This window comes from Microbacterium sp. X-17 (genome assembly GCF_039615055.1).
On the sequence record NZ_JBDHNI010000002.1, the window covers coordinates 458782 to 482463 of the forward strand.

Below are 23682 nucleotides of genomic sequence, written 5' to 3' on the forward strand. Positions count from 1 at the left end.
CCCATCCTATCCGGCGGTGTCCGCGACCCCCTCGGCCTCCGGCCCTGCGAGCGCCCGCGCCACGCGCACGAGCCAGCGCCGCCGGCCGAGGTCGGCGAGGCTCTCGGCCCCGACGCAGAACCCGACGAAGAACCGGCGCGCCCGCCGGGAGCGGCGCATCACGAGGTGGACGAGACGCGGTCGCTTCTCGAACACGCGCAGCAGCAGCGCGCCCATCCGCATCTCCGGCTCGAGCACGGCCGCGACCTCGGCGGCATACGCGTCGAGCGCCTGCACCGAGCGCTCGGCGACGGCGCGCGCCACGACCCGCCCGGCCATACCGCCCGACCGCAGCGCGAACGAGATGCCCTCTCGCGTGAGGGGCTCCAGGAGCCCGGCGGCATCCCCCGTCACGAGGACCCGTCCGCGCCGGAGCGGCGAGCCCTCCGCCCGCCACTGCGTGAGGTGGCCGCCCGAGTGCTCCGCCTCCCGGTCCGCGAGCCCCGTCTGGGCGAGCCAGTCGCCGAGGTACGTCCGCGTGCGGTCGGCGTGGCCGCGGGTCTCGATCACGCCGACCGTGTCGACGCCCCGCTTGGGGAACACCCACCCGTAGCTCCCGGGACCCGGGCCCCAGTCGATCCGCACGACCCCGGATGCCGCCGGCGGACGGGCGATCTCGTCCTCCAGGCCCAGGTCGACGCGCGCGGGCCGGACCCCGACGTACCGGGACGTGCGTCCGCCGGTCCCGTCGGCCCCGACGGCGAAGCGAGCGCGCACCGTGCCGTGGTCGGTCATCACCGCGACGCGGTCCTCCTCCTCCGCGATCCCGCGCACGGCCACGCCCTCCGCGACGCGCACGCCCGCTGCCCGCGCGGCGTCGAGCAGGCCGGCATCCAGGCGCTCCCGGTCGCTCAGGGCGAGGAAGGGCTCGTCGCGGGTCAGCCGCACCGGAGCTCCGCCGCGGTGTGTGAAGACGACCTCGGAGATCTCGAGCTCGATCGCGCCGCGCGCCTCCGGCGGAAGCAGCGACCGGCTGACGCCCAGCAGCCCGCCGCCGCACGTCTTGTACCGCGGGAACTCGGCCCGGTCGATGAGCAGCACGTCGGCGCCGTGCTCCCGGGCGACCCGGGCAGCGGTCGATCCCGCGGGACCCGCGCCGATCACGACCACGTCCCAGACGTGCTCGTCCAGGGGCGGCGTCGGTTCGGGCACGCGTCCAACCTACGCCGCGACGTCAGGCTTCTGCCGGCTTCTCCTCGGGCCGGCCGACAGCCCCGACGAGCGCGACGCCGCCCACGACGACGGCGGCCGCGCCGATCCCCCACGCGACGCCGCCCTTAAGCAGGAGCGCGCCGACGAGCGCCCCGAGGAGCAGGGCCACGACGGCGGCCGCGCGGCGGAACCAGCGCTGCGGCTTGTTCTTCCCGAGCCGTGAGTCGAACGCGAACGCGACGAGGGTCGAGGTGACGACGACCGTCGTGACGTCGGCGACCGCGACATGACGCGCTACCCCGGCCTGCGCCCCCATCGCGACGCCCATGAACGCGGTTGCGGTGAGCATCGGCAGCATCGGTTTCTCCGGCGGCGAGAGCAGCGCCGGGATGAGCGCGGCGGCGAGGAGCAGCGCGACTCCGCCCAGGATGAGGGTCGCCTCCCGCGTCCAGCCCGAAGGGACGCGGCGAAGTGCGGCGCCGGCGAGGATCGCGCCCGCGATGAACGCCGCGAGCGCGACGAGCGGACCGACGACGGGGAGCCCGTCGACCCCCGTGAGACCCATGCCGAGGATCGCGATGTTGCCGGTCATGTTCCCGACGAACACGCGGTCGAGACCGAGGTATCCGACGGCGTCGACGACCCCCGTGGAGAGCGTGAGCGCCAGCATCAGGCCGAGATGCAGCCGCTCCCCGTGCACGGGACGCAGGCGGGAGAGGGCGGCGGAGGTCATCACGGTGCCGGCCATCCTATCCGGCCCGCCGCTCTTCCCCGGGGCGGGACGCCGGCGCTATCGTCGGGACGTCCCCCTCGCGCCGTCGGCACACCCGACGCGACAATCCCAGAAGGGTCACGCATGCCCGCACCCCGCGACCTCGCCGTCTCCAGCCCCGACCTCGCCGAGGGCCACGCGATCGCCGACGCCTTCAGCGCGTACGGCGAGAACCGCACGCCCACGATCACCGTCACGGGCGTGCCGGACGGCACTGCCGAGCTGGCGCTCATCATGCACGATCCGGATGCGCCGATGCCGCACGGCTTCACGCACTGGCTGCGGTACGGCATCGCCGCACACGCGACGGATCTGTCCGCCGCGGCGGCGCGCGCGGGTCGCAACGACGCCGGCACGACGGAGTACTTCGGTCCGAAGCCCCCGCCCGGCCACGGGACGCACCACTACTACTTCTGGGTGTACGCGCTCGATACGAAAGTCGAGGGCGAGCCCGGCCGCGAGGAGTTCCTCGCCCGCTACGGCGACCACGTGCTGGAGATGAACCGCCTCATCGGCACGTACAGCCGCCCGGCGCGCGCCTGATCCGCCCGATCAGTTGAGCGCGGACGTGAGCCGCGCGAGGCCGTCGAGGAACCGTGCGCGACGCGGCTCCCGGCGCCACTCCTCGAGCGTGAGCTCGCGGCCGAGACGGCGGTACTCCTCCTCCACCGCGCGCATCTCCGTGACGAACGACGCCCCGCGGACCATCGTCGACACCTCGGCGTTGAGGCTGAAGGAGCGGATGTCCATGTTCGAGGAGCCGATGACCGCGATGTCGTCGTCGATCGAGAAGTGCTTCGCGTGGAGGATGAACGGCGCGGGGTAGAGGAAGATCCGCACGCCCGCCTCGAGCAGCGCCGAGTAGTACGAGCGCTGCGCGTGGTAGACCAGGCCCTGGTCGCCGATCTCGGACACGAACAGCTGCACGTCGAGTCCGCGCTGGCAGGCGGTCGTGATCGCGTAGACCATCGCCTCGTCCGGCACGAAGTAGGGACTCGTGAGGATGACGCGCTCATTCGCGCCGTGGATGAGGGACAGGAAGAGCCGGAGGTTGTTCTCGGTCTCGTAGCCGGGCCCGCTCGGCACGACCTGGCAGACGAGGTCCGCGTCGCGGGCGGGGATCTCACGCGCGGGGACGTGCTCGGACTCGAGGTTCTCCCCCGTCTCGATCAGCCAGTCGGACAGGAAGACGGCGTTGAGCGCGGCGACCGCGGGGCCCTCCACCCGGGCGACGAGCTCCTGCCACTTCAGCCCGCGCTTCTGGTTCTTGGGCGAGTCGTATGTGCGGTCGATGAGGTTCTGCGAGCCGGTGAAGGCGAGGACCCCGTCGACCACGACGATCTTGCGGTGGTTGCGGAGGTCCGGGCGCTGGTAGCGCCCCCGGAACGGCTGGACGGGCAGCATCCACGACCAAGAGACCCCGATGCGGTCGAGCTCCGCGAACGTCTCCTTCCACCGCGGGATGCGGCGCGACGCGACGTAGTCGGCGAGGACGCGCACCGTGACCCCGCGGGCGACGGCCGTCTCCATGGCGGCGAAGAACGCCCGCGTCGTCTCGTCCCACGCCACGATGTAGAACTCGACGTGCACGAACCGCGTCGCCCGCTCGATCGCGCGCGCGGCGGCGTCGATCGACTCCTGGTAGTCCGCGATCAGGGCGAGGGCGTTCCCGCCCGCGGCCGGGAGCCGGGTGAGTGCCTCGTTCTGCTGCACGACGCGCTGGAACCCGCGAGGCCATGCGGCGTCATGGATGCCGACGCCCGCGGACCGCTCTGTGATGACCTCGTCGATGCGCGCCTGCTCGCGGCGGCGGCGCCGCGGCAGCCGGTAGCTCCCCATGAGGAGGAACAGCAGCAGCCCCACGAACGGGATCAGCATGATCAGCAGCAGCCACGCCATCGCCGCGGTCGGCTTGCGATCCCGCGGGATCACGATGAGCGCGATCACTTTGATCGCGAGGTCGACGAGGACCGCGAGCAGCCACCAGAGACTCGTGGCGGTCGCCGCATCCATCAGCGGTCCGATCCGGCGACAGTGGGGACGGGATCCTCCATCTGCCCGACCATACCGGTGCACCCGCCCTCGCGCCCACCCTGGGTTCCCCTCCCCCGGTCCCACCTCCTCCTCGCGAGCCCACCCCCTCGCAGCGCGATGAGGGGGTGATCCCGCGAGGAGGGGGTGGGATCGAGGAAGGGAGGGGGCACGGGCGAGCGTCACCCCGGAGGGGTGATGCACCGGAACCAGGCGCGCGGTTAGCGTCGCCGCATGACCACTCCTGCTCTGGCCGACATCCGCGCGCTCGCCGATGAGGCGTACACCTACCTCTATCCCCTGGTCACGATGGACGTCTCGCGGGCGAAGTTCACCACCACGGCGGGCGGCATGGGGCACGCCGCACCGAACACGTTCGCCCACATCCGGGAGTTCCCACCGGCGGACTTCCGCGCCGTCGTGGCACCGAACTTCGACACGCTGTATTCGAGCGCGTGGATCGACCTCGCGAACGGGCCCGTCGTGATCGACGTGCCCGACAGCGCCGGCCGCTACTACCTCCTGCCCCTCCTCGACATGTGGACGGACGCCTTCGCCGTACCGGGCACGCGCACGACGGGGGACGGCGCCGGGCGGTTCGTGCTCGTCCCGCCCGGCTGGAGCGGGGACATCCCGGCGGATGCCGCGGTCATCCACGCACCGACCTCGGTCGTCTGGCTGATCGGGCGCACGCAGACGAACGGCCCGGCGGACTATGCCCCGGTCAACGCGTTCCAGGACGGGCTGGGGCTCTCGACGCCGAGCGGCGGAGCCCCGTCGACCGCGACCCGCGCCTCGGTCGCTCCCGCGAGCGTCGACCTGAGCGGGGATCCGCTCGGGATCGTGAACGGTCTGCACGCGGTCGACTTCTTCACGTACGCGACCGACCTCCTCACCGAGTACGGCCCGCATCCGACGGACTTCTCGACGCTCGCGCGCATCGCGCGCATCGGGATCGTCCCCGGCCACCGGTTCGATGCCGAGGCGTTCGACGGCGAGCAGCTCGACGCGCTGGAGGCCGGTCGCGAGGACGCTCTGGCCCGCCTGCGCGCGACGGTCGCGACGATGGCGCGCATCAGCAACGGGTGGAGCATGAACACGGACACGATGGGCGTGTACGGGGACTTCTACATCAAGCGCGCCGTCGTCTCGATGGTCGGTCTCGGCGCCAACCAGCCGGAGGATGCCATCTACCCGATCGTCGTCGCCGACGCCGAGGGGCATCCGATCGTCGGCGAGAAGGACTACGTGCAGCACTTTGCCGCCGGCCAGCTGCCCCCGGTCCACGCGTTCTGGTCGGTGACGATGTACGACAAGGACAGCTTCCAGGCCCCGAACCCGCTGAACCGCTTCGCCCTCGGCGACCGCGACCCGCTCCACTACAACGCGGACGGATCCCTCGACCTGTACTACGGCCCGACCGATCCGGGCGGCGAGCGGACCGCGAACTGGCTCCCCGCCCCGGCCGGCCCGCTCCGCATCATCACGCGCCTCTACGCCCCGAAGCGCAGCGCGCTCGACGGCACCTGGAACCCCCCGGCCCTGAAGGCCCGCTGATCCCCCGCCGGGTCAGGGGCGGGACCTCGCCGCTGCGCGGCGGGCTACTCGCAGGCGATACCATCACCGTCGCGGTCGAGCTTGGCGGTGTATCCGGGCTGACCGCGGTAGAGCGGAGCAGCCCCGGCGGCACGCACCGCATCGCAGTTCTTATAGGAGACGTTCGATGACGGAGCCTGCGCGGGCGGCTGCTCCGCCGGCGCTTGTTGGGCAGGCGGCTGTTCCACCTGCTGCGGCTCCTGGACCACCGGCCGCGAGGGTTCGACCGGTACCGGTGAAGGAGTCGCGGGCTGGGGTTTGGTCACCTTCAGGGTGACCTTCCCTCCTGCCGCGACCAGCGTACCTGCGGCCGGGTCCTGCCCCACGACAGTCCAGTTCGAGGGCAGGACGACGGCACGATCCGAGTCCCATTCGACGGCGAGTCCCGATGCCTGGATCGCGTCGCGGGCGACGTCACCAGCGAGTCCGGTCACGTTCGGTGCCGCGACCTGCGCGGGCGCCGACGGTGCCGGACGTGCGACGTTGGTCGAGCATCCGGCGAGCGCCAGGGCGCTCAGAAGAGCGACGATCGCGAGCGCCTTCCTCATTGCTCGGCCCCGCGGATCGGCGTCAGCAGCCTTTGCACAAGAAGCACGTCAACAGTCATGAATCACTCCCCACGGTGAACGGTGCCGAGCCTAGCGGTTTCAGGGACGCGACCTCGCCGCGGCGCGGCGGGCGCGACGCTGGCCGGCGATGTCGAACGCGGCGGCCACGACGCCGAGCCCCGTGATCGCGGCCGCACCCGCCATGCCGGCGGCGTACCCGCCGAGGGCCTGGTGCGAGTCCGTCCCGCCGCCGGGCGTCGAGGCGATCGCGTAGAACGACGCGAGGACCATCGCCGCGCCGATCGCGGTTCCGATCCGCTGGCCGAGCTGGCCGATCGAGCCCGCCAGACTCGCCTCGGTGATCGGCACCTCGGAGAGCATGAGGGTCTGGTTCGGGGCGAGGATGATGCCCGACGCCAGCCCGCCGATCGTCAGGACGATCGCCATCGCCCAGGGGAGCACGTCGGGGGCGCTCAACCAGGCGACGAGCACGAGCGCCGCCATGATCCCGAGCATCGAGGTCAGCCCGGTGATCACGAGGGTCCGTCCGTAGCGCGCGACGAGCGTTCCGCCGAACCACGACGCGAGCGCCTCCGAGAGCGCGAAGCCGGCGACGACCAGGGCCGCCTGAACGGGGACGAGACCCACGCCCACCTGGAGGTAGATGAGCGTCAGGACCAGCGTGGCGTTCATCGCGGCGAGGAACGCGGATGCGACGAGGACGCCGTTGCGGAACGATCCGACCGCGAACATCCCGAGCCGGATCAGCGGCGTCCGGCCTCTCGACTCATACCGCCGCTCCCACGCGAGGAAGCAGAACAGGAACACCGCCGACCCGGCCAGGAACCACCACCGGTTCGGGTCGTCCTGCGGTCCTCCGGTCGTGAAGAGGAAGGGGATCATCAGACACACGACGGTCAGGCCGAGCAGCACGACCCCGAGGATGTCGAGGTCCACCCGACTCTTGGATGCGGGGCGGGAACGCGGGAAGAACCGCGCGACGAGGATGATCCCGGTGAGGCAGATGGGGACGTTGACCCAGAAGATGACGCGCCAGGCATCCGCTCCGCCGCCGATCACCATGAGGAGCCCGCCGATGGTCGGCGCGATCGCGGTCGCGACGCCGATCGTGGCCCCGAAAAGGCCGAAGGCCCGGCCTCGGGCCTCGCCCCGGAAGAGCTGCTGGATGAGGCCGATCACCTGCGGCATCTGCAGGCCGGCGGCCATTCCCTGCACGACGCGCGCGGCGAACAGGAAGCCGGCGTTCGGCGCGAGCGCGCACCCGATGCTCGCGATCAGGAAGAGGGTGAGCCCGACGAGCAGGAGGGTCCGGCGGGATCGCTGATCGCCGAGCCGTCCGGCGGGCACGAGAACGAGCCCGAAGGTCAGGATGTACCCCGCGATGATCAGCTGGAGCTCCGTGGGCCCGGCCTGCACCCCGGCCTGGATCGCCGGCAGCGCGACGTTCATCTTGCTGAGGTCGAGCACCGTGAGCGCGGCGACGCCCACGACGACCCAGTACCTCAGCCTCCGCTGCCCGGGGGTGAGCGGTGCAGCATCGGCGCCGGGCGCCGCATCCGCGAGAGCGCCGGCCTCCCGGCTCGCTGCCGTCGAATCGGAGGCGGATATCGACTCTTCGGTCACCCTTCACGCTAACGCCGCGGCTCCCCGAGACCCGAGCCGTCCGTTCCAGTGACCGATCCGCTTCAGAGCCTCGACGCGACCCTCACAGCCCGGCCTCCTCACCGTGGGGCGTTCTGGCCACTTGGCCAGTGACGGGCGGGCGGCTCGGGGCAAGCGTGTGGGTAACATCCGATTTCACACGCAGGAGCTGACACAGATGTCATACAACGACGTGTTCGTCATCGACTCCGTCATCCACGCACTCGACAACCGCCGAGTGGATGGCGCGGCCACACCCGAGACCGTGAAGTTCGTGCAGCCTGTCGTGGAGGGCGACTACGGCTACGAGACGTCGATCATGCCGGAGCAGTACCGGCGCGGCGAGTGGTTCCACTCCCTGCCCGGCGTGGAGACCCTCATCTCGGCGGTCTTCAACGAGAGCTACACCGACATGGGCGTGTTCCACGGCGTTCCGATGCCGGGCATCTTCAAGGACTACTCGCCCATCACGATCGGCTACGAGATCAAGAAGCGGTACCCGAACCGCACGCTCCTCTACGGCCCCATCAGCACGTTCTTCGGCGTGCAGGCCTCGATCGACGAGATCGACCGGCAGCACGAGGAGTACGGGCTTTCGGGGGTCAAGTTCTACCCGACGGACTTCATCGACGGCGAGTTCAAGTCGATGTCCCTCGCCGACAAGGATGAGCTGTACCCGATCCTCCAGCACATCGAGGACATCGGCATCAAGTCCGTCGCCGTCCACAAGGCCGCACCGCTGGGCGTCACCCCGATGGATCCCTACCGCGTCGGCGACATGGACTACGCGGCCCGCGACTTCCCGAACCTGACCTTCGAGGTCGTGCACGGAGGGATGGCATTCCTCGACGAGTCGGCCTTCCAGATCGCCCGCTACCCCAACATGTACATCAACATGGAGGTCACGGCGCACTACGCGATGAGCCAGAAGCGCAAGTTCGCCCAGATCATGGGCGAACTGCTGCTCATGGGCGGCGAGGACAAGCTGCTGTTCGCCACCGGATGCTCGTTCTCCCACGGTCGTCCGGTGATCGAGGCCTTCATGGACTTCGAGATGCCCCAGGACATGCTCGACGGCGGATACCCGGAGGTCACCCCGGAGATCAAGCGGAAGATCATGGGCGAGAACATGGCGCGCATCCACGGCATCGACATCGACGAGCGCCGGAAGCTCCTCGAGAACGACGACATCGAGACCGAGCGTCGCGAGAAGGGCCTGCGGGCCCCGTGGAGCCGGATCACCGACGGCACGCGCGACCGCGGCGAGGTGTTCGACGAGGCCGAGGAACTCGTCCCGCACGCCGGCTGGGGCGCCTGAACTGCGGGGAGAAATACGTGAGCCTGGCGTCTCACCGTCCAGGAAGACTGCCAGGCTCTAAGGGGCTTCCGCCCGCCGTGTGCTTAGTGTAACGCGCGAGAACCGCGCCGGCTAGAGGTGTTTGCCGACTTCGCGAAGATTCTTGCGGAGGATCTTTCCCGAGCTGGATTTCGGGATCACGTCGATGAACTCGACCTGACGAACCTTCTCGTGCGGCGCGACCCTCGCGGCGACGAATGCCATGACGTCGCCCGCCGACAGCTCGGCATCCGGCTGTCGGACCACGAACGCCTTCGGCACCTCCTGGCCGTCCTCGTCCGCGGCACCGACGACCGCGGCATCCGCGATCGACGGATGCTCCAGCAGCACCGCCTCCAGCACCGCGGGCGCGACCTGGTAGCCCTTGTACTTGATCAGCTCCTTGAGCCGATCGACGATACGGAAGACGCCGTCGGCCGTCGCGGTGGCGATGTCGCCGGTATGCAGCCAGCCGTCGGCATCCCGCATCTCCGCGGTCGCCTCGGGACGGTTCAGGTACCCCGCCATGACCTGCGGACCGCGTACCCACAGCTCGCCGGGCGCACTGGCGCCCTCGTCGGGCGGCGCGATGTCCGTGCCGGCATCCGGGTCCACGAGGCGCGCCTCGGTGTTCGGCACCAGGGGGCCGATGGACGACCGATCGATCTCGGTGCGATCCGCGGGGATCAGGCTGACCACGGGGCTGGTCTCGGTCATGCCGTAGCCCTGCACCACCTGGCAGTCGAGCCGCGCGGCGACCGCCGCCGCGAGCGCACCGTCGAGCGGCGCGGCGCCCGAGAAGATCACGCGCACGGAGGACAGATCGTACTGATCCACGATCGGATGCTTGGCGAGCGCGACCGCGATCGGCGGGGCGACGAACACCCACGTCGTGCGGTGCGCGGCGATGACCCGCAGGAACTCGGCGAGCTCGAACTTCGGCATGGTCACGAGTCCCGCGCGCTGACGGAGGGCGAAATCGAGCAGCACGGTCATGCCGTAGATGTGGAAGAACGGCAGTACCGCGAGCACGCGGTCGGCGCCCCGGACGTCGAGCACCGGGCGGAGCTGTGCGACGTTAGCGACGAGGTTGCGGTGGGTGAGCATGACCCCCTTCGGGCGCCCCGTCGTGCCGGACGAATACGGCAGCACGGCGAGGTGCGTGGCCGGGTCGAAACCCACGTCCGGCGCCGCGTGGCCCTCCCCGAGCAGGTCGCCCAGGCTCGGGTGCCCCGCGACGCCGTCGAGCACGATCAGGTGGTCGGCCGGGATGCCCCGCCGCGCCACGGCCTCCCGGGCACCGGGAAGCAGGGGCGACACGGTGACGAGCCAGTCCGCGCCGGCATCCTCCAGCTGGTTCGCGATCTCCTCCGCGGTGTACAGCGAGTTGATCGTCGTCGCGGTGGCCCCGGCCCGGAGGATGCCGTGGAACGCCGTGGCGAAGGCGGGCACATTGGGGCAGAGCACGCCGACGCGGGTGCCGATCCCAATGCCGCGAGCCGCGAGCGCGCCCGCGAACAGACCGATCTGGGCGACCAGCTGCCGGTAGGTGGTCTCGGCCCCGGTCGCGCCGTCGACGATCGCGATCCGATCGAGCGCTTCGCCGTCGAGGTCGGCGAAGAGATAGTCGTGGATCGAGACGTCGGGGATCTCGACGTCCGGATACCGGCTGCGGAACAAGGGTTCTCCTTGGGCTCAGTAGTTGACGAAGGGATCCACCGGGCGGGTGAGGCCGACGGCATCCTCGATCACGGCGGCCGCGCGAAGGGCCTGGTCCTCGCGGAATGCCGCGGTGATCAGCTGCACGCCCACAGGCATCCCGTCGGCGATGCCGCCGGGGGTGGCGGCGGCCGGCAGGCCGAGGGCGTTCGCCGGCATGACCGGGCGGAGGAGCTCCAGCGTCGCGAGCGAGTTCTCGGTCGACTGCGCGTCCCAGCCGTGCTCGAACGCGGGCTGGCTCCACGTCGGGGAGAGGATCACCGGATACTCCGCCAGGAAGGCGGCCCACGCCCGTTGCAGACGCCGCCGCTCGGCGAAGAGCCCGGCGTACGCGGCGAGGTCCAGGTCGCGGGCATCCTCGAGCGCCGCGAACAGGAACTGCTTCCCGCTGTCACCGAGCACGGCGTCGAGCGTCGGCTGCATCAGTCGCAGCTCGGTCATCAGGAAGTCGCTCCAGAGCTCGAGCACGGCCTCGTACTCGGGCGGGGTGATCTCCTCGACCTCGTAGCCGGCATCCGCGAGATGCGCGGCGGCATTCCACACGACCTCGGCCACGCCCCGGTCCGTGCGTCCGCCCGGGGGTTCGGCGATGACCGCGACCTTCGTCGGCACGTCCCAGCCGGGGAACTCCAGGGGCGCCGAAACACTGGCGGGGTCGCGCGGATCCAGACCGGAGATGACCTGGAACCCGAGACGGACGTCCGCCACCGTGCGCGCCATCGGTCCGTTGACGAGCATCAGCTGCCAGGACAGGCCCCCGTCCTCGGGCGGGATCTCCGTGGCGTGGGCGACGCGCCCGGTCGTGGGCTTGAGGGACGAGATGCCGCAGCAGTGGGCGGGGTTGCGCAGCGAGCCGCCGATGTCGTTGCCGACCCCGAGCGGCGACATCCCCGACGCGATCGCGGATGCCTCGCCGCCCGACGACCCCCCCGCCGTCCGAGCAGGATGCCAGGGGTTCTTCGTGACCCCGTTGAGGGAGCTCTCCGTGGCGATCCGCAGGCCCAGGTCGGGCAGGTTGGTGCGGCCGATCACGATCGCCCCGGCGTCGCGCATCCGGGCCACGACCGGGGAGTCGGTCATCGCGATCGCCTCAGCCAGCGCCGGCACACCCGAGGTCGTGGGCGTGCCGGTGACGTCGATGTTCTCCTTGACGGTGACCGGCACGCCGTGCAGCCGGCCGACCGGACCGCCCTCGGCGAGCCGCTCGTCCGCCGCCCTCGCCTCGGCGAGCGCCTGGTCGGCGAGCACGGTCGTGATCGCGTTCAGCTCGGGGTTCACGGCCTCGATGCGGTCGAGGTGGGCCTGCACGACGTCGACCGAGGTCGCCTGCCCGGTCCTGATCAGTTCGGCCAACTCCGCAGCACCCCTGCGGTACAGATCCTCGCTCATGTCCGTCGCCCTCCATCGGGTGTCACGTGAATACGGCGGAACCCATCGTGGATCGGGCGCATCCGTACGGATATCCGTCAATCGACCGATATCGACGGGGCGACGGGACGGGCGCGGGCCTCGTATCATCGACGCACAGGGCCTCCGCAACGGAGCGGTGGGGCTGCGAGGTGAACCCGATGATCCACTCGACGGCGATATCGCCCGATGCCGACGTCGTCGAGTGCGCGGATGCCTGGCTGGAGGCTCTCCGAGGATTCGTCGAGCCCGATGCGATCACGCTCGTGGGGCTCGATCCCCTGCGCACCGACGATCGACACGTCGTCCTCGCCTCGACCGGCTACTCCGAAGAAGTCCTCCGGCACGCGACATCCGCTTTTCTCGAGAATCCGGTGCACCGCCTGACCCTGACGGCGGGCATGCCGCTCCGCTGGCGGGACCTGCGCCGCGACTGGGACATCGACTTCGCGCATTCCGCGACCGGCGAGGACCTCCTCACGCCGGCTGGGTACCACGAAGGAGCGTCGGCCAGCCTCCGGCTCGCGCGCGGCCGGTACGTCGGCGGGCTGCACGTCAGCTGGAACCAGGCCAGCGCGGCGACCGACCAGAGGCGGGACGCGATCGCCCGGCTCATGCCGATCCTCGCGAACGACCTCGACCTCATGCGGGAGCCGAACAGCCTCGCACGTCGGCTGCCGCCGACCTTCTCCGCCCGTCTGATCAGCCGAAGCGGCGATCCCGCGAGCCTGGACTTCCGCGAGCAGGGTCCGCATCTGTCCGACACCGGGCACCTGTGGCGTCTTCTGACCGCGAACGGAGGGCGTCCGCCGGTGGGCCGCTCGCTCTGGATCGACGCCGACCGCAAGGTCCATCGTGTGCACGTCATCGCGTGCCGCAGCGACGCGAGACTGGTCACCGAGGTGGAGGTCGACGCGCCGTTCCGGCTCAGCATCCGCGAACTGGAGGTGCTCCACTGGGTCGCCGGCGGCGCCTCCAACCCCGAGATCGCGCGGCGGATCTTCGTCTCCACCCGCACGGTGGCGACCCACGTCGAGCACCTGCTCCAGAAGCTGGGTTGCCGCACCCGAGCCGAGCTGGCGGCGACGGCCGTGCGCGAGGAGCTGCTCCTCGCCGGCCTGCCCGATTCCGGGGCCTGAGGTTTTGGTAGCAGGAGCGGGGCTTGAACCCGCGACCTCACGATTATGAGTCGTGCGCTCTCACCAACTGAGCTACCCTGCCGCGTCGCATCCTGTCGGATGCTGCGAGCCCCGAGTCAGGATTGAACTGACGACCCCTTCCTTACCATGGAAGTGCTCTGCCACTGAGCTATCGGGGCGCGCCCGGATCCGCCCGGGCAACTAGACGAGAATACCAGAGCGACCGCGCCGCTCGAGCGCGTCGATCAGCCCCCGGCGTGCTGCCGCAGCCAGGCGATCGGGTCGATCGGGGTGATGCCGTTCACGAGCACCTCGACGTGCGTGTGCGCGCCGAACGAGAAGCCCGTGTCGCCGGTGCGGCCGATGTACTGGCCGACCTTCACCCGGTCGCCGACCTTCACCTGCAGCGAGCCCACCTGCATGTGCGCGTAGCGGGTCGAGATGAGCTGCCCGTCGATTTGGTGGTCGAGGACGATCGTGACACCGTACGCCCCGCCGTTCTCCGTCGCGATGCGGACCGTGCCGTCCGCGATCGCCTGCACGTGCGCGCCGTTGCCCGGCGTGAAGTCCGCACCCTCGTGGAACTCCGTGCCCGTGTCAACGTCGGTCCGCCAACCGAAGCCGTAGCTGATCGGGACGCCGACCGCGAACGGCCACTGGATCGGCGAGTTCGGGTTGTTCACGAAGAAGTTCGAGGTCTGCGTGATCCCGAGGGAGGCCGCGGTCGCCGCGATCGATCCCGTCGAGTAGTCGGAGCGGTCGAGGCTCGAGTTCTGCACGGTCGCCGGCGCGACGTATGCCTGGATCTCGTCACCCGAACCGGGCCGGACGTCGCCGGCGACCACGATGTTCGACGACGCGCGCGTCGTGTCCGTGCCCGCCACGGCCGCGACGGCCTGCGGAGCCATCGTCATGCCGACCGTCAGCATCCCCACGACGCCGAGGACACCGACCGAGAAGGATGCCGTCACCGCGCGACGCGCGGACAGCCGGCGGCGTCCGCCGCGGGCGACCGCGTCGGACGCGGGTGCGTCGGGGGCAGGCTCCGGCTCGGCCGCGGCCTCGGCGACCGGGGTGGTCGGGACCTCGCCGGTGAAGGAGAAGAGCCGGGCGGCCGACGCGAACTCGTCGACCTCCGGCTCTGCGGCTTCCGGCTCGAGGGCTTCCGGCGCCGGCGCGGCGATCGCGGCGTGCTGCGCGGGGGCGGCGATCGCGAGGGGCACCGGGGCGGCGGCGATCGCCGGCGCAGGGGCCATGGTCACGGCATCCGGTGCGTCGAGGGGAAGCTCCGGGCCGGCGCTTACGGGTGAGGGCGACGTCCGGGCGGCGCGGCGCAGGGCTGCGCGCGTCAGGGGCTGCTCGACGGGAGCCGATTCCGGTGCCGGGGAGGTGCGTCGTGAACGCCGCGTCGGGACGGATTCGGTCGTGCTCTCAGAAGTCAAGGCGCAGCGGGTCTCAGATCTTTTGCCACCGGAACGGCGACGGGCTCATCTCGGATAGATGATCATCCCCGTCGCGAGCGGCGAAGATAACGAACGGATAAACCCTAGCGGGGGTGCGCTGGGAATGCCATGTATTACGGCCGGTCAGTCCGCGACGGCGGCCGCGAGACGATCGAAAAGTCCCGGTCCGGCGGCGATCGTCATCTCCCGACCCGGGCGCCCGTGCGGCGCGCCCCCGGTCCGGCCGCCCGCCTCGTCGACGAGCAGCGCCCCGGCCGCGTGATCCCAGGCGTGCAGGCCGCGCTCGTAATAGCCGTCCAGTCGACCGGCCGCGACGAACGCCAGATCGAGCGCGGCCGAGCCCAGCCGACGGATGTCGCGCGCCAGCGGCATGACGCGCGCCAGGCGTTCCAGGGTCGGGGCGTGGGTCGCGGGGTCGTAGCCGAAGCCGGTCGCGAGCAGCGCTCCGGCCGGTCCGGGCTCGGCGACGGCCAGGCGCTCGTCCCCGAGCCAGGCGCCGCCACCGGCTGACGCGTGAAAGAGCTCGCCCGACGCGGGGTTGAAGACGACACCGGCCAGCGCCGTCCAGGTCGCGGGATCCGCGGACCCCGACACCGCCGCGATGCTCACCGCGTACTGCGGGATGCCATACGTGTAGTTGACCGTCCCGTCGATCGGGTCGACCACCCACGTGATCTCCGACGTCGCCTCGCTCGCACCCGACTCCTCGCCGAGGAACCCGTCCGACGGGCGACTCTCCGCGAGCCAGGCCCGGATGAGCGCCTCGACCTCCCGGTCCGCCTCCGTCACGATGTCGGCGAGGCCGGACTTCGTCGCCGCGATCGCGACACCCTCGCGACGGCGCCGGGCGGCGAGACCCCCCGCTTCCCGGGCGATGTCGATGGCGAGAACGGACAGGTCACGGGGCTCTGCGGACGTCGTCACCCGTCCACGCTACCCCGCGGGCTCAGGACGACGGCGGGAGCGGGGGCGGCGGCGGATAGCCCTGGTACCCGGGCTGCGCGTGCGGGGCCGGCGGGACCGATCCGGCAGGCGGGGGCGCATAGGTCGGATGCCCGGTGTAGTACGCGTTCCAGTCCGGCGTGCCGTCGGGCAGGATCGGCAACGGCGTCACGCCGTCGACGTAGGTCGGCCAGGCGACCGGTGCCGCCGCCGGCGGCGCGACGGGCCGCGGACGCCGCGGCGCGAACAGCGCGTTCACGAGCGGGACGAGCGCCGTGCCGACGGTCGCCAGGATCGTCACAGCGACGACGATCCGCCAATACACATCGTGGAAGTCGACCCACTCCCAGAGCATGAGCGGGAGGACCAGCATGATCACGAGCACCGCGACCAAGCCGACCGTGACCCACGTGACGATGGCGGTGAACAGCATCGGGTGCCGCAGGTACGCCCGCGTATAGAGGCGCAGATGCAGGACCGCGAGCTGCAGGACGAGCACGATCAGCAGGAACGAGAAGAGCCGCGTGACGCCCCAGGAGTACAGCGGCTGCGGCATCCAGATCAGGAACGCCCCGATGAGGAGCGACACGATCCAGCTGCCCATGCTGACGAGCGCGAACCAGGTGGGGCGGCGGGCGGCGAGATGGACGTCGAGGATCGCGACGCCCGCGAACGCGGCGAGCAGGAGGATCGTGAGGAACGCCCGGCCGACGATGCCGTTCTGCGCACCGACGAGGACCCAGATGACGCACACGATCGCCGCGGCGATGAGCGCCCCGATCGCCACCCAGATGGCGGCGCGGAGCGCGGACGCGCTGGCGGGCCTCCCCTGCGGAGCCGGCGGCCCCGGTTGAGGTGCGGTCATGGCGTCTCCTCTCCCCTGCGACGATGCGCGCGGTCCCCATCCTGGCACGCCGGGCGGTCGCGGGGCAGGCCGGATCCCGGGTCTGTGGAGCATCCCGCCCCTGTGAATGAAACCGATGCGGTTCAGCCGAGCCGGCGGCGCATCACCGCGACCGCCTCGGGGTTGCTGTCGACCAGCACGAAGCGGCGTCCGAGCTCGCGTGCGGCCGCGCCGGTCGTACCGCTGCCGGCGAAGAAGTCGAGCACCCAGTCGCCCTCGTGCGTGCTCGCCTGGATCATGCGGCGGAGGATGCCGACTGGCTTCTGCGTCGCGTATCCGACGCGCTCGCGGCCCGTCGGCGACACGATCGTGTGCCACCAGACGTCGGTCGGGAGCTTCCCGAGCGCGACCTTCTCGGGCGTCACGAGACCGGGCGCCATGTAGGGCTCGCGGTCGACGTCCGATCCGTTCCAGACGTAGTTCCGCGGGTCCTTCACGTACACGAGGATGTTGTCGTGCTTCGTGGGCCACCGGCTCCGCGTGCGGGCACCGTAGTCGTAGGCCCAGATGATCTCGTTGAGGAAGCTGTCCCGCCCGAAGAGGGCGTCGAGCACGACCTTCGCGTAGTGCACCTCGCGGTAGTCGAGGTGCAGGTAGAGCGTGCCGTCGTCGGCGAGCAGCCGCCACGCCTCCTCCAGTCTCGGTTCGAGGAACGCCCAGTAGTCGGCGAAGTCGTCGTCGTACCCGGCGAGGACGCGGCGGACGACGTCGTACGTCTGGCCGTGGAAGCCGACGTGCGAGCCGGACGTCGAGCGCGTCGCCGAGACGGATCGGAGCTGCTGGGTGCGACCGGTGTTGAACGGCGGGTCGAGGTAGATGAGGCGGAAGCTCGCGTCGGGCAGCGTGCGGACGAACTCGAGGTTGTCGGACTCGACGATGAGATCGTCGCCGGCGGCGTCCCAGGCGATCGTCATGACCCCAAATTAGGCGAGGCGCGTCCGCGCGGCCAGTTCGCGGCCCGCGGCGCGCAACCAGCGACTCGGTTCCGCGAGCGCGGCCTCCGCCGACCCGGCGAGCTCGGTGAGGGCAATCGCGTCGGCGAAGCGCTCGGTCGACGCTCGGATGTCGCCGGCGACGAGCGCCGCGCGCACCCCGCGCGCCGCCGCGAGGTCGGCGACGAAGCCCGGGGCCTTGCCCGTGGCGGACTGCGCGTCGTACCGCCCCTCCCCCGTGATGACGCAGGATGCCCCGGCCACCGCCCCCGCGAGGTCGACGAGCCGCGCGACCTCGGGCGCGCCCGGCACCAGCACCGCGCCCCAGGCGAGGAGGCCGAAGCCCGCGCCGCCCGCGGCGCCGGCGCCGGGCGTCTGCGGATCGGCGGGAAGGAGCCCCGCGAGGCGCGCGAGCGCGGCATCCGCGGCGTCGATCTCGCGAAGCCCCTTCTGCGGGCCGAACACGGCTGCGGCGCCGCCCGGACCGAGGAGGGGCGCCCGCACATCGGAGAGGACGACCGCGCCGCCGGGCGGCAGCGGCCGGAGACCCGCGAGGTCGACGGTCGCGAGGCGTTCGACGCCGCGCAGCCCGGGCGGCGCCGCGGCGCCCGCGGCATCCGCGAACCGCGCCCCCAGGGCCGTGAGCAGGCCGACACCGCCGTCGGTGGAGGCGCTGGATCCGATCCCGAGCACGAGCCGGTCGACGCCGTGGTCGAGGGCCGCAGCGATCGCCTCACCGAATCCTCGGGTCGAGGCGTCGTACGGCAGCAGCCGGCCGTGGAGGAGCTCGATGCCGGACGTCGAGGCGAGCTCGACGACGCCCGTCCCGCCGGGGGCGTCGGGTGCGGGCGGGAGCCGGAGCCAGGCCGCGTCGATGCGCGCCCCGTCCGGCCCCGCCACCCGCACCGGCATGGGCTCGGCTCCGGGGACCGCCGCCGCGAACGCGGCGAGGGTGCCCTCGCCGCCGTCCGCCATCGGCCGGAGCACGATCACCGCGTCGGGGTCGACATCGCGCCAACCCTCGGCGACCGCGGCGCAGGCATCCGCCGCGCGGAGGGAGCCCTTGAAGCTGTCGAGGGCGATGACGACGCTCATCGGGCTCCTCCGCGTCGGCGGTGGTTCGGACCCCCGAAGGCTATCCCGCGCGGCGGCCGCCGCCCGTCATCCGAGTTGGAGCGCGCCGGCCGGGATCGAGGCCGAGGGATCCAGCCCACTTGCCCGGACGGCGTCCACCACGACCTGGAGCTCCTGAGGGGTCATGGTCTCGACGTATCTCGGCAGGATCATGTGGTCGATCGCCGCGGGCGGGACCTGGGTGTACTCCTTCAACGCCGCCCGGACGACAACGTCGTCGGCGGCCGCATCGGCGCGGGCCTTGGCAAGAGCGCCCTGGAGCGCGCCGACGGTGTTCGGGTTGCCGTCGACGAAGGCCTTCGACCCGACGAAGCCGACGATGGGGAAGTTCTGGTTGTCGCCGGCGAACAGGTCGTAGATCGAGCGGAAACCGCCCTGGGCCTTCAGGGCGCTGAGGGTCGGCTCAGGCACGCAGGCCGCGTCCACCCCGCCGCGGACCAGCTGCGCCGGCATGTCGGGGATACCGAGATTGACGAAGTTGGGCTTGGCCGCGGACCCTTCGTCGTGCAGCTGCTTCAGCGGGATCAGGTCGCAATTTCCGGGTGTCGAGATCACCGCGACCTTCTTGCCGTCGAGGTCCGCGAGAGTCCGGATCGACGAGTCGGCCTTCACCATGATCTCGCCTTGGTTCAGAACGCCCACGTCGGATGGCGCGATCGCGACGATCGGCACGTTCTGACCGACGCTCGAGACGAACAGGGTCCAGGGCACGCCCCGCACCTGCATGCTCTGGTTGAGCAACGGACCGAGCCCGGCGGTCTGATTGATGACCTGCGTCGTGACCTGCAGGCCTTCGTCGGCGAAGTAGCCCTTGTCGATCGCGATCTGGACCGGTGCGTAGTCGGGTGTGGGCAGGATGCCGAAGGTGATCGCCGTCGTCTCCGGAGCGCCGGTGCCGGCGGGCGCCGGACTGCCGGGCGCCGCTCCACCGGCACAGCCGGCGAGCGCGACGGCCGCCGCCGCGAGGATCAACGGGGCTGCCCGTCGTGCTGCTGCTCGGGTCATGGGCATGGAACTCTCCTCTTCGAGTGTCGGGTGCTGCAGGGGTGCGGGACGTCAGGGGGTCGTCGGCACGGTCTGGGGACGGGGGCGGCGGATCAGCTCCGCCACGCGCGTCCGCAGCTCGACGAAGCCGGGGGTCTTCTTCGTCTCGACCTGATCGCGGGCCTCGGGCAGGTCGACGGTGATCCGCTCCACGACCCTGCTCGGCGACTTCGAGAGGACGAGGATCTCGTCACCGAGGTAGACGGCCTCGTCGATGTCGTGCGTGACGAACAGGATCGTCATCTCGAGCTCCCGGTGCACCCGGGCGACGAGATCCTCCAGGTCGGCCCGGGTCTGCGCGTCGACCGAGGCGAACGGCTCGTCCATCAGCATGATCCGCGGCTGGTAGGCGAGGGCGCGCGCGATCGCGGCGCGCTGCTGCATTCCGCCGGACAGTTCCCAGGGGTACTTGTCGGCCTTGTTGCCGAGGCCGACCTCCTCGAGGCTGCGCGTCGCCCGGTCTCGCCGGGTGCGCGCGCTCAGGTGTCGGTAGCGCAGCGGGAGCTCGATGTTCTCCCCGATCGTGAGCCAGGGGAACAGGGAGCGGCTGTAGTCCTGGAAGACCATCGCGAGGTCGGCCGGCACGTCCGACACCGCCCGCCCGAGGAGGCGCACGTCGCCCGACGTGAACGGGAGCAGACCGGCGATCGACTTCATGAGGGTCGTCTTGCCGCAGCCGGAGGGGCCGACGATCGACGTGAACCGCCCCTCCGGCACACCGAAGGTGACGTCGTCGATGGCAACGTTGCCGGGTCCGTACTCGTGGTGCAGGGACGTGACGTCCAACAGTGCCATGGGAGTCCTCTCTCTCGGGCGGTCAGTCGTGATGGCGCTTGGAGCCGCGGTACCAGCGGAGGGTGCCGCGCTCGATCAGTTCGAAGATCGTGTTGAGCACGACGCCGAGCACGGCGATCAGCAGGATCCCGGCCCACATCGCGGTCATCTGGAAGACCTGCGTCGCCCGCTGGATCTGGTAGCCGATGCCGTCGGTCGCGACCGTGAGCTCGCTCACGACCATGAGCGTCAACGAGACCGCGAGCGCGATCGCGATGCCGGCGAAGATCCTCGGCAGCGCGGCGGGCAGCAGGACGCGGATGACGCGGGCGAAGGGAGGAAGCCCGAACGCGCGGGCGGTCTCCAGCTGCGTCGGGTCGACCCCGCGGACGCCGTCGATCGTGTTGAGCAGGATCGGCCACAGGGCGGCGAACGCGATCAACACGATCCGCATCGGCGTCTCGGTGCCGAGCAGGAGCAGGAACACGGGGAGCAACGCGGGCCCGGGCGTCGACCGGAGGAAGTGGATGATCGGCTCGGTCGTCGCCGACACGAAGCGCGAACGCCCGATCACGACGCCGAGGACGATCCCGACCACGATCGCGACGGCGAGACCCGCCAGCATCCGCCCCACGCTCGGGAGGATGTCGGCGAAGACGGCGGGCGTGAAGAACAGCGGCGCCGGGCCGGCGAGCCACAGCCGGTACATCTCCGCGACGATCGCGGACGGCGGAGGGAACCAGAGCGATCGCGCGCTCTGCGCCGCGATCTCCCACAGGACGATCAGGATCACGGGCACGGAGATCCGGATCAGGACCCAGGCGACGCCCCGCCCGACGTCGCCCGCGACGCTGCGCGCGCGGGGAGGGGTCGCAGCAACCGTCGCGGCCGCCATCAGCCGGCCTCCCCTCGACGTGCCCAGCGGAAGAAGCGGCCGTCGACCCACAGGAGCGCGATGCTGATCAGCAGGCCGATGACTCCCGCCCAAACGGCCCCCGCGATGACGGTGAGCGTGTCGCCGCCGCCGGAGCTGGCGAGCAGGATGAACGCCCCGATCCCGCTCGACGCACCGGCGAACAGCTCGGTGCTGACGATGATGACGAACGCCAGGCTCGCGGCGATCCGCGCCCCGGTGAGGATGAACGGCGCCGCGCTGGGGAGGATCACGCGACGCAGCATCCGAGGACCGCGGATACCGTAGCTGCGCGCCGTGTCACGCGCGACCGGGTCGACGTCGCGAACCCCGTACATCGTGTTGAAGAGGATCGGCCAGACGATCCCGAACGCGGCCAGGCCCACCTTCATGCCGAGACCGTTGCCGAACACGAGGAGGGCCAGTGGGATGAGGGCCACCGCGGGGATCGGGCGGATCGCCGCGATCACCGACGAGCTGGCCGCATAACCCGTTCGCGAGGTGGCGAGGGCGATGCCGCCGGGAACGCCGACCACGACCGCGATGAGGAGCGCGAAGACCCAAGCCGCCATCGTCGAGCCGATGTCGGCGAGGAACGCCGGGTCCCCCGCCAGCTGCAGCGACCTGGCCAGCACAGCAGAGACTGGCGGGAGGTACTGCGGGTCGACGACCACCCCCGTCCGCACGACGAGCTCCGCGACGAGGAGGAGGAACACGGTCCCGCCGATCCCCAGCAGCACACGCTTCGGCGCGCGATACGGCGCGCGTGAACCGGATCGGCGGCGCGGCGCTCGAGGCCGCGCGGGATCGAGCGCGACGAGCCTCTCCGGCTCGGCACGGGTCATGGTCATGTCCACTCCAATGGCAGGCCGCAGCGTCGCCGCGGTCGGTGAATGCAGGTCTGTGGGCGCGCGGCGTCTACGACGCCCGCGCCTTCGTTCTCGACTCGTGGTGGAGCTGCGCGAGCCGGTAGATGTGCGACGCCTTCACGCCCAGCACTGTCGCGAGCGCGGAGACCTCGTCGAGAGTCAGACCGGTGCCACTGCCGAGGCGACGGTGCAGTGTTCGCGGGCTGGTGCCGCAGAGGCGGGCGGCTTCCGTCACCGCGGCAGAGACCGTCTTCTTGCTCATCGCGCGCTGGCCCCTCAGTGCCGCCGCCACGTCTCCGCCCGTGATGTCCATGACGCGAATCTATGCCACATGGCATTACTCGTCAAGGAGTTTTCCCCAGGCGGATCGGGTGGCACGGATATGCCATATGCGATAGCGTCGGACCATGCCCACAGGGAAGAAGCTCCCGCCCGGTCCGCTGACGGTCGCTGTCGCAACGGTGCTGATGTCGATCGCGAACGAGAAGGGCGTGTCACAGGCCGCCATCGGGCGGCATCACCTCGATTCGCCCATGCACATCTCGCAGTCGCAGGTGTCGCGCTTCTTCCACCACTCGAAGGGCATCGACGTCGATCAGCTCAACGGGCTCTGCCAGATCCTGGGCGTCTCGGTGCTGGAGGTCCTCGATCACGCGGAGCGACGGATGTCCCAGCCGGACGAGCTGGCGGAGCGTCGTCGTGTCCGAGGCTCCCGGCAGACTCGGAGACCCGCGGCGAAGCCTCGCCCGGACGACCCAGGGACGACACCGGACACCCCATGAACGAGCAGGACCTCCTCGCGACGCTGGACGCACTCGGCGTCTCCGTCGCGTACGCCCGCCGGCTCCCCGACGATCGCGTCGGGGAGTACCACCACCGCCGGCGCTTGATCCGGCTCGAGCGCGGGATGCCGCGGCGACTTCACCGCTCCGTGCTCGCGCACGAGTGCGCGCACGCCGTGTTCGAGGACGTCCCGAGCCCCTTCGGCCCGGCGAACGCGAGGCAGGAGCGGCGGGCGGACCAGTGGGCCGCGCGGCACCTGATCGCGCTCAGCGAGTACTGCCGCGCCGAGCTCCTCCACGAGGGTCATACCGGCGGGATGGCGGTGGAGCTCGACGTCACCACGGACCTGGTCGAGACCTATCGCGCCCTGCTCCACCTCGCCCCGTTGACCGAGGCCGCCTGATCGCTCTCGCGCGTCCGGATCAGGTGATCGCGCCTACGCAGGACATTCGGGAACGCAAACGTCCTGTCTCCGCGAAATCACCTGATCTCGCGGAGAGCTGACGTCCGGATGACACCGAAT

The 23682-nt window shown here is 71.0% G+C and carries 23 protein-coding genes and 2 tRNA genes; 6 read left to right on the forward strand and 19 right to left on the reverse strand.

Features of this window, described 5'->3' with window-relative positions; translation table 11 throughout:
• Positions 1-6: 6 nt before the first annotated feature.
• Positions 7-1191, reverse strand: a complete 1185-nt coding sequence (locus ABCS02_RS10570; protein ID WP_345835598.1) for a geranylgeranyl reductase family protein — start codon at positions 1189-1191, stop codon at positions 7-9.
• A gap of 22 nt (positions 1192-1213) precedes the next feature.
• A complete protein-coding gene (locus tag ABCS02_RS10575) occupies positions 1214-1924 on the reverse strand; it encodes a YoaK family protein (protein ID WP_345835599.1) in 711 nt (236 codons plus the stop codon).
• Between the two features lie 123 nt (positions 1925-2047).
• Here ABCS02_RS10575 and ABCS02_RS10580 point away from each other — a divergent pair, with 123 nt between their 5' ends.
• Positions 2048-2506 (forward strand): YbhB/YbcL family Raf kinase inhibitor-like protein, encoded by a 459-nt coding sequence (locus tag ABCS02_RS10580; RefSeq protein ID WP_345835600.1) that lies wholly within the window; start codon positions 2048-2050, stop codon positions 2504-2506.
• A 9-nt stretch (positions 2507-2515) separates the two neighbouring features.
• Here ABCS02_RS10580 and cls read toward each other — a convergent pair whose 3' ends face one another.
• Positions 2516-3976 (reverse strand): cardiolipin synthase, encoded by a 1461-nt coding sequence (gene cls / locus ABCS02_RS10585; protein WP_345835601.1) that lies wholly within the window; start codon positions 3974-3976, stop codon positions 2516-2518.
• Positions 3977-4228: 252 nt separating this feature from the next.
• Between cls and ABCS02_RS10590 the strand changes: the two genes are divergently transcribed.
• Positions 4229-5551, forward strand: coding sequence for a DUF1254 domain-containing protein (locus ABCS02_RS10590; protein ID WP_345835602.1), 1323 nt, complete (start codon positions 4229-4231; stop codon positions 5549-5551).
• Positions 5552-5595: 44 nt separating this feature from the next.
• Here the strand turns inward: ABCS02_RS10590 and ABCS02_RS10595 are convergent, their stop codons facing one another.
• Positions 5596-6138: an excalibur calcium-binding domain-containing protein gene (locus ABCS02_RS10595; protein WP_345835603.1), complete on the reverse strand. Its 543-nt coding sequence runs from the start codon at positions 6136-6138 to the stop codon at positions 5596-5598.
• Positions 6139-6237: 99 nt separating this feature from the next.
• On the reverse strand, positions 6238-7782 hold the full coding sequence (locus tag ABCS02_RS10600) for an MFS transporter (RefSeq protein WP_345835604.1): 1545 nt from the start codon (positions 7780-7782) through the stop codon (positions 6238-6240).
• Between the two features lie 196 nt (positions 7783-7978).
• Here ABCS02_RS10600 and ABCS02_RS10605 point away from each other — a divergent pair, with 196 nt between their 5' ends.
• Positions 7979-9118: an amidohydrolase family protein gene (locus tag ABCS02_RS10605; protein WP_345835605.1), complete on the forward strand. Its 1140-nt coding sequence runs from the start codon at positions 7979-7981 to the stop codon at positions 9116-9118.
• Positions 9119-9229: 111 nt separating this feature from the next.
• Here the strand turns inward: ABCS02_RS10605 and ABCS02_RS10610 are convergent, their stop codons facing one another.
• Both ABCS02_RS10610 and ABCS02_RS10615 read right to left on the reverse strand, forming a co-directional pair.
• Positions 9230-10816, reverse strand: coding sequence for an AMP-binding protein (locus tag ABCS02_RS10610; protein ID WP_345835606.1), 1587 nt, complete (start codon positions 10814-10816; stop codon positions 9230-9232).
• A 15-nt stretch (positions 10817-10831) separates the two neighbouring features.
• The gene (locus ABCS02_RS10615; protein ID WP_345835607.1) at positions 10832-12244 is read right to left on the reverse strand and encodes an amidase; all 1413 of its coding nucleotides are present in this window, start codon (positions 12242-12244) and stop codon (positions 10832-10834) included.
• A gap of 179 nt (positions 12245-12423) precedes the next feature.
• Between ABCS02_RS10615 and ABCS02_RS10620 the strand changes: the two genes are divergently transcribed.
• The gene (locus ABCS02_RS10620) at positions 12424-13401 is read left to right on the forward strand and encodes a helix-turn-helix transcriptional regulator (RefSeq protein ID WP_345835608.1); all 978 of its coding nucleotides are present in this window, start codon (positions 12424-12426) and stop codon (positions 13399-13401) included.
• A gap of 5 nt (positions 13402-13406) precedes the next feature.
• Here the strand turns inward: ABCS02_RS10620 and ABCS02_RS10625 are convergent.
• From ABCS02_RS10625 to ABCS02_RS10680, 12 genes are all read right to left on the reverse strand, one after another.
• Positions 13407-13483 (reverse strand) — tRNA-Met (locus ABCS02_RS10625).
• 25 nt (positions 13484-13508) lie between these two features.
• Positions 13509-13580: transfer RNA gene (locus ABCS02_RS10630), tRNA-Thr, on the reverse strand.
• A 66-nt stretch (positions 13581-13646) separates the two neighbouring features.
• On the reverse strand, positions 13647-14657 hold the full coding sequence (locus ABCS02_RS10635) for a M23 family metallopeptidase (RefSeq protein ID WP_345835609.1): 1011 nt from the start codon (positions 14655-14657) through the stop codon (positions 13647-13649).
• A 330-nt stretch (positions 14658-14987) separates the two neighbouring features.
• Positions 14988-15788 (reverse strand): inositol monophosphatase family protein, encoded by an 801-nt coding sequence (locus ABCS02_RS10640; protein ID WP_345835610.1) that lies wholly within the window; start codon positions 15786-15788, stop codon positions 14988-14990.
• Between the two features lie 22 nt (positions 15789-15810).
• On the reverse strand, positions 15811-16671 hold the full coding sequence (locus ABCS02_RS10645) for a hypothetical protein (protein WP_345835611.1): 861 nt from the start codon (positions 16669-16671) through the stop codon (positions 15811-15813).
• 122 nt (positions 16672-16793) lie between these two features.
• Positions 16794-17624, reverse strand: coding sequence for a site-specific DNA-methyltransferase (locus ABCS02_RS10650; protein WP_345835612.1), 831 nt, complete (start codon positions 17622-17624; stop codon positions 16794-16796).
• Between the two features lie 9 nt (positions 17625-17633).
• Entirely contained in the window at positions 17634-18737 is a 1104-nt protein-coding gene (locus ABCS02_RS10655) for a glycerate kinase (RefSeq protein ID WP_345835613.1), read from the reverse strand.
• Positions 18738-18803: 66 nt separating this feature from the next.
• Positions 18804-19787 (reverse strand): ABC transporter substrate-binding protein, encoded by a 984-nt coding sequence (locus tag ABCS02_RS10660; RefSeq protein WP_345835614.1) that lies wholly within the window; start codon positions 19785-19787, stop codon positions 18804-18806.
• Between the two features lie 45 nt (positions 19788-19832).
• Positions 19833-20615 carry an ABC transporter ATP-binding protein gene (locus ABCS02_RS10665; protein WP_345835615.1) on the reverse strand — a complete coding sequence of 261 codons (783 nt, stop codon included), beginning with the start codon at positions 20613-20615 and terminating at the stop codon, positions 19833-19835.
• Between the two features lie 22 nt (positions 20616-20637).
• Positions 20638-21489, reverse strand: coding sequence for an ABC transporter permease (locus tag ABCS02_RS10670; RefSeq protein ID WP_345835616.1), 852 nt, complete (start codon positions 21487-21489; stop codon positions 20638-20640).
• On the reverse strand, positions 21489-22358 hold the full coding sequence (locus ABCS02_RS10675) for an ABC transporter permease (protein WP_345835617.1): 870 nt from the start codon (positions 22356-22358) through the stop codon (positions 21489-21491). Before ABCS02_RS10675 ends, ABCS02_RS10670 begins: the two co-directional genes overlap by 1 nt.
• A 67-nt stretch (positions 22359-22425) precedes the next feature.
• Positions 22426-22689, reverse strand: coding sequence for a hypothetical protein (locus ABCS02_RS10680; RefSeq protein ID WP_345835618.1), 264 nt, complete (start codon positions 22687-22689; stop codon positions 22426-22428).
• A gap of 94 nt (positions 22690-22783) precedes the next feature.
• Between ABCS02_RS10680 and ABCS02_RS10685 the strand changes: the two genes are divergently transcribed.
• Together ABCS02_RS10685 and ABCS02_RS10690 are read left to right on the forward strand one after the other, a co-directional pair.
• Complete coding sequence (locus tag ABCS02_RS10685; protein WP_345835619.1) at positions 22784-23158, forward strand: helix-turn-helix transcriptional regulator; 375 nt, start codon at positions 22784-22786, stop codon at positions 23156-23158.
• A complete protein-coding gene (locus tag ABCS02_RS10690) occupies positions 23155-23562 on the forward strand; it encodes an ImmA/IrrE family metallo-endopeptidase (RefSeq protein WP_345835620.1) in 408 nt (135 codons plus the stop codon). The genes ABCS02_RS10685 and ABCS02_RS10690 overlap by 4 nt, the downstream gene beginning before the upstream one ends.
• The last annotated feature ends 120 nt before the right edge of the window (positions 23563-23682 follow it).

Excerpts from the sequence above, each read along its gene's own strand:
- ABCS02_RS10575 (WP_345835599.1), bottom strand. The coding sequence starts at position 1,924 with ATGACCTCCGCCGCCCTCTCCCGCCTGCGTCCCGTGCACGGGGAGCGG.
- ABCS02_RS10580 (WP_345835600.1), top strand. The coding sequence starts at position 2,048 with ATGCCCGCACCCCGCGACCTCGCCGTCTCCAGCCCCGACCTCGCCGAG.
- cls (WP_345835601.1), bottom strand. The coding sequence starts at position 3,976 with ATGGATGCGGCGACCGCCACGAGTCTCTGGTGGCTGCTCGCGGTCCTC.
- ABCS02_RS10590 (WP_345835602.1), top strand. The coding sequence starts at position 4,229 with ATGACCACTCCTGCTCTGGCCGACATCCGCGCGCTCGCCGATGAGGCG.
- ABCS02_RS10595 (WP_345835603.1), bottom strand. The coding sequence starts at position 6,138 with ATGAGGAAGGCGCTCGCGATCGTCGCTCTTCTGAGCGCCCTGGCGCTC.
- ABCS02_RS10605 (WP_345835605.1), top strand. The coding sequence starts at position 7,979 with ATGTCATACAACGACGTGTTCGTCATCGACTCCGTCATCCACGCACTC.
- ABCS02_RS10615 (WP_345835607.1), bottom strand. The coding sequence starts at position 12,244 with ATGAGCGAGGATCTGTACCGCAGGGGTGCTGCGGAGTTGGCCGAACTG.
- ABCS02_RS10620 (WP_345835608.1), top strand. The coding sequence starts at position 12,424 with ATGATCCACTCGACGGCGATATCGCCCGATGCCGACGTCGTCGAGTGC.
- ABCS02_RS10635 (WP_345835609.1), bottom strand. The coding sequence starts at position 14,657 with ATGGCCCCTGCGCCGGCGATCGCCGCCGCCCCGGTGCCCCTCGCGATC.
- ABCS02_RS10645 (WP_345835611.1), bottom strand. The coding sequence starts at position 16,671 with ATGACCGCACCTCAACCGGGGCCGCCGGCTCCGCAGGGGAGGCCCGCC.
- ABCS02_RS10650 (WP_345835612.1), bottom strand. The coding sequence starts at position 17,624 with ATGACGATCGCCTGGGACGCCGCCGGCGACGATCTCATCGTCGAGTCC.
- ABCS02_RS10655 (WP_345835613.1), bottom strand. The coding sequence starts at position 18,737 with ATGAGCGTCGTCATCGCCCTCGACAGCTTCAAGGGCTCCCTCCGCGCG.
- ABCS02_RS10660 (WP_345835614.1), bottom strand. The coding sequence starts at position 19,787 with ATGCCCATGACCCGAGCAGCAGCACGACGGGCAGCCCCGTTGATCCTC.
- ABCS02_RS10665 (WP_345835615.1), bottom strand. The coding sequence starts at position 20,615 with ATGGCACTGTTGGACGTCACGTCCCTGCACCACGAGTACGGACCCGGC.
- ABCS02_RS10670 (WP_345835616.1), bottom strand. The coding sequence starts at position 21,489 with ATGGCGGCCGCGACGGTTGCTGCGACCCCTCCCCGCGCGCGCAGCGTC.
- ABCS02_RS10675 (WP_345835617.1), bottom strand. The coding sequence starts at position 22,358 with ATGACCATGACCCGTGCCGAGCCGGAGAGGCTCGTCGCGCTCGATCCC.
- ABCS02_RS10680 (WP_345835618.1), bottom strand. The coding sequence starts at position 22,689 with ATGGACATCACGGGCGGAGACGTGGCGGCGGCACTGAGGGGCCAGCGC.
- ABCS02_RS10685 (WP_345835619.1), top strand. The coding sequence starts at position 22,784 with ATGCCCACAGGGAAGAAGCTCCCGCCCGGTCCGCTGACGGTCGCTGTC.
- ABCS02_RS10690 (WP_345835620.1), top strand. The coding sequence starts at position 23,155 with ATGAACGAGCAGGACCTCCTCGCGACGCTGGACGCACTCGGCGTCTCC.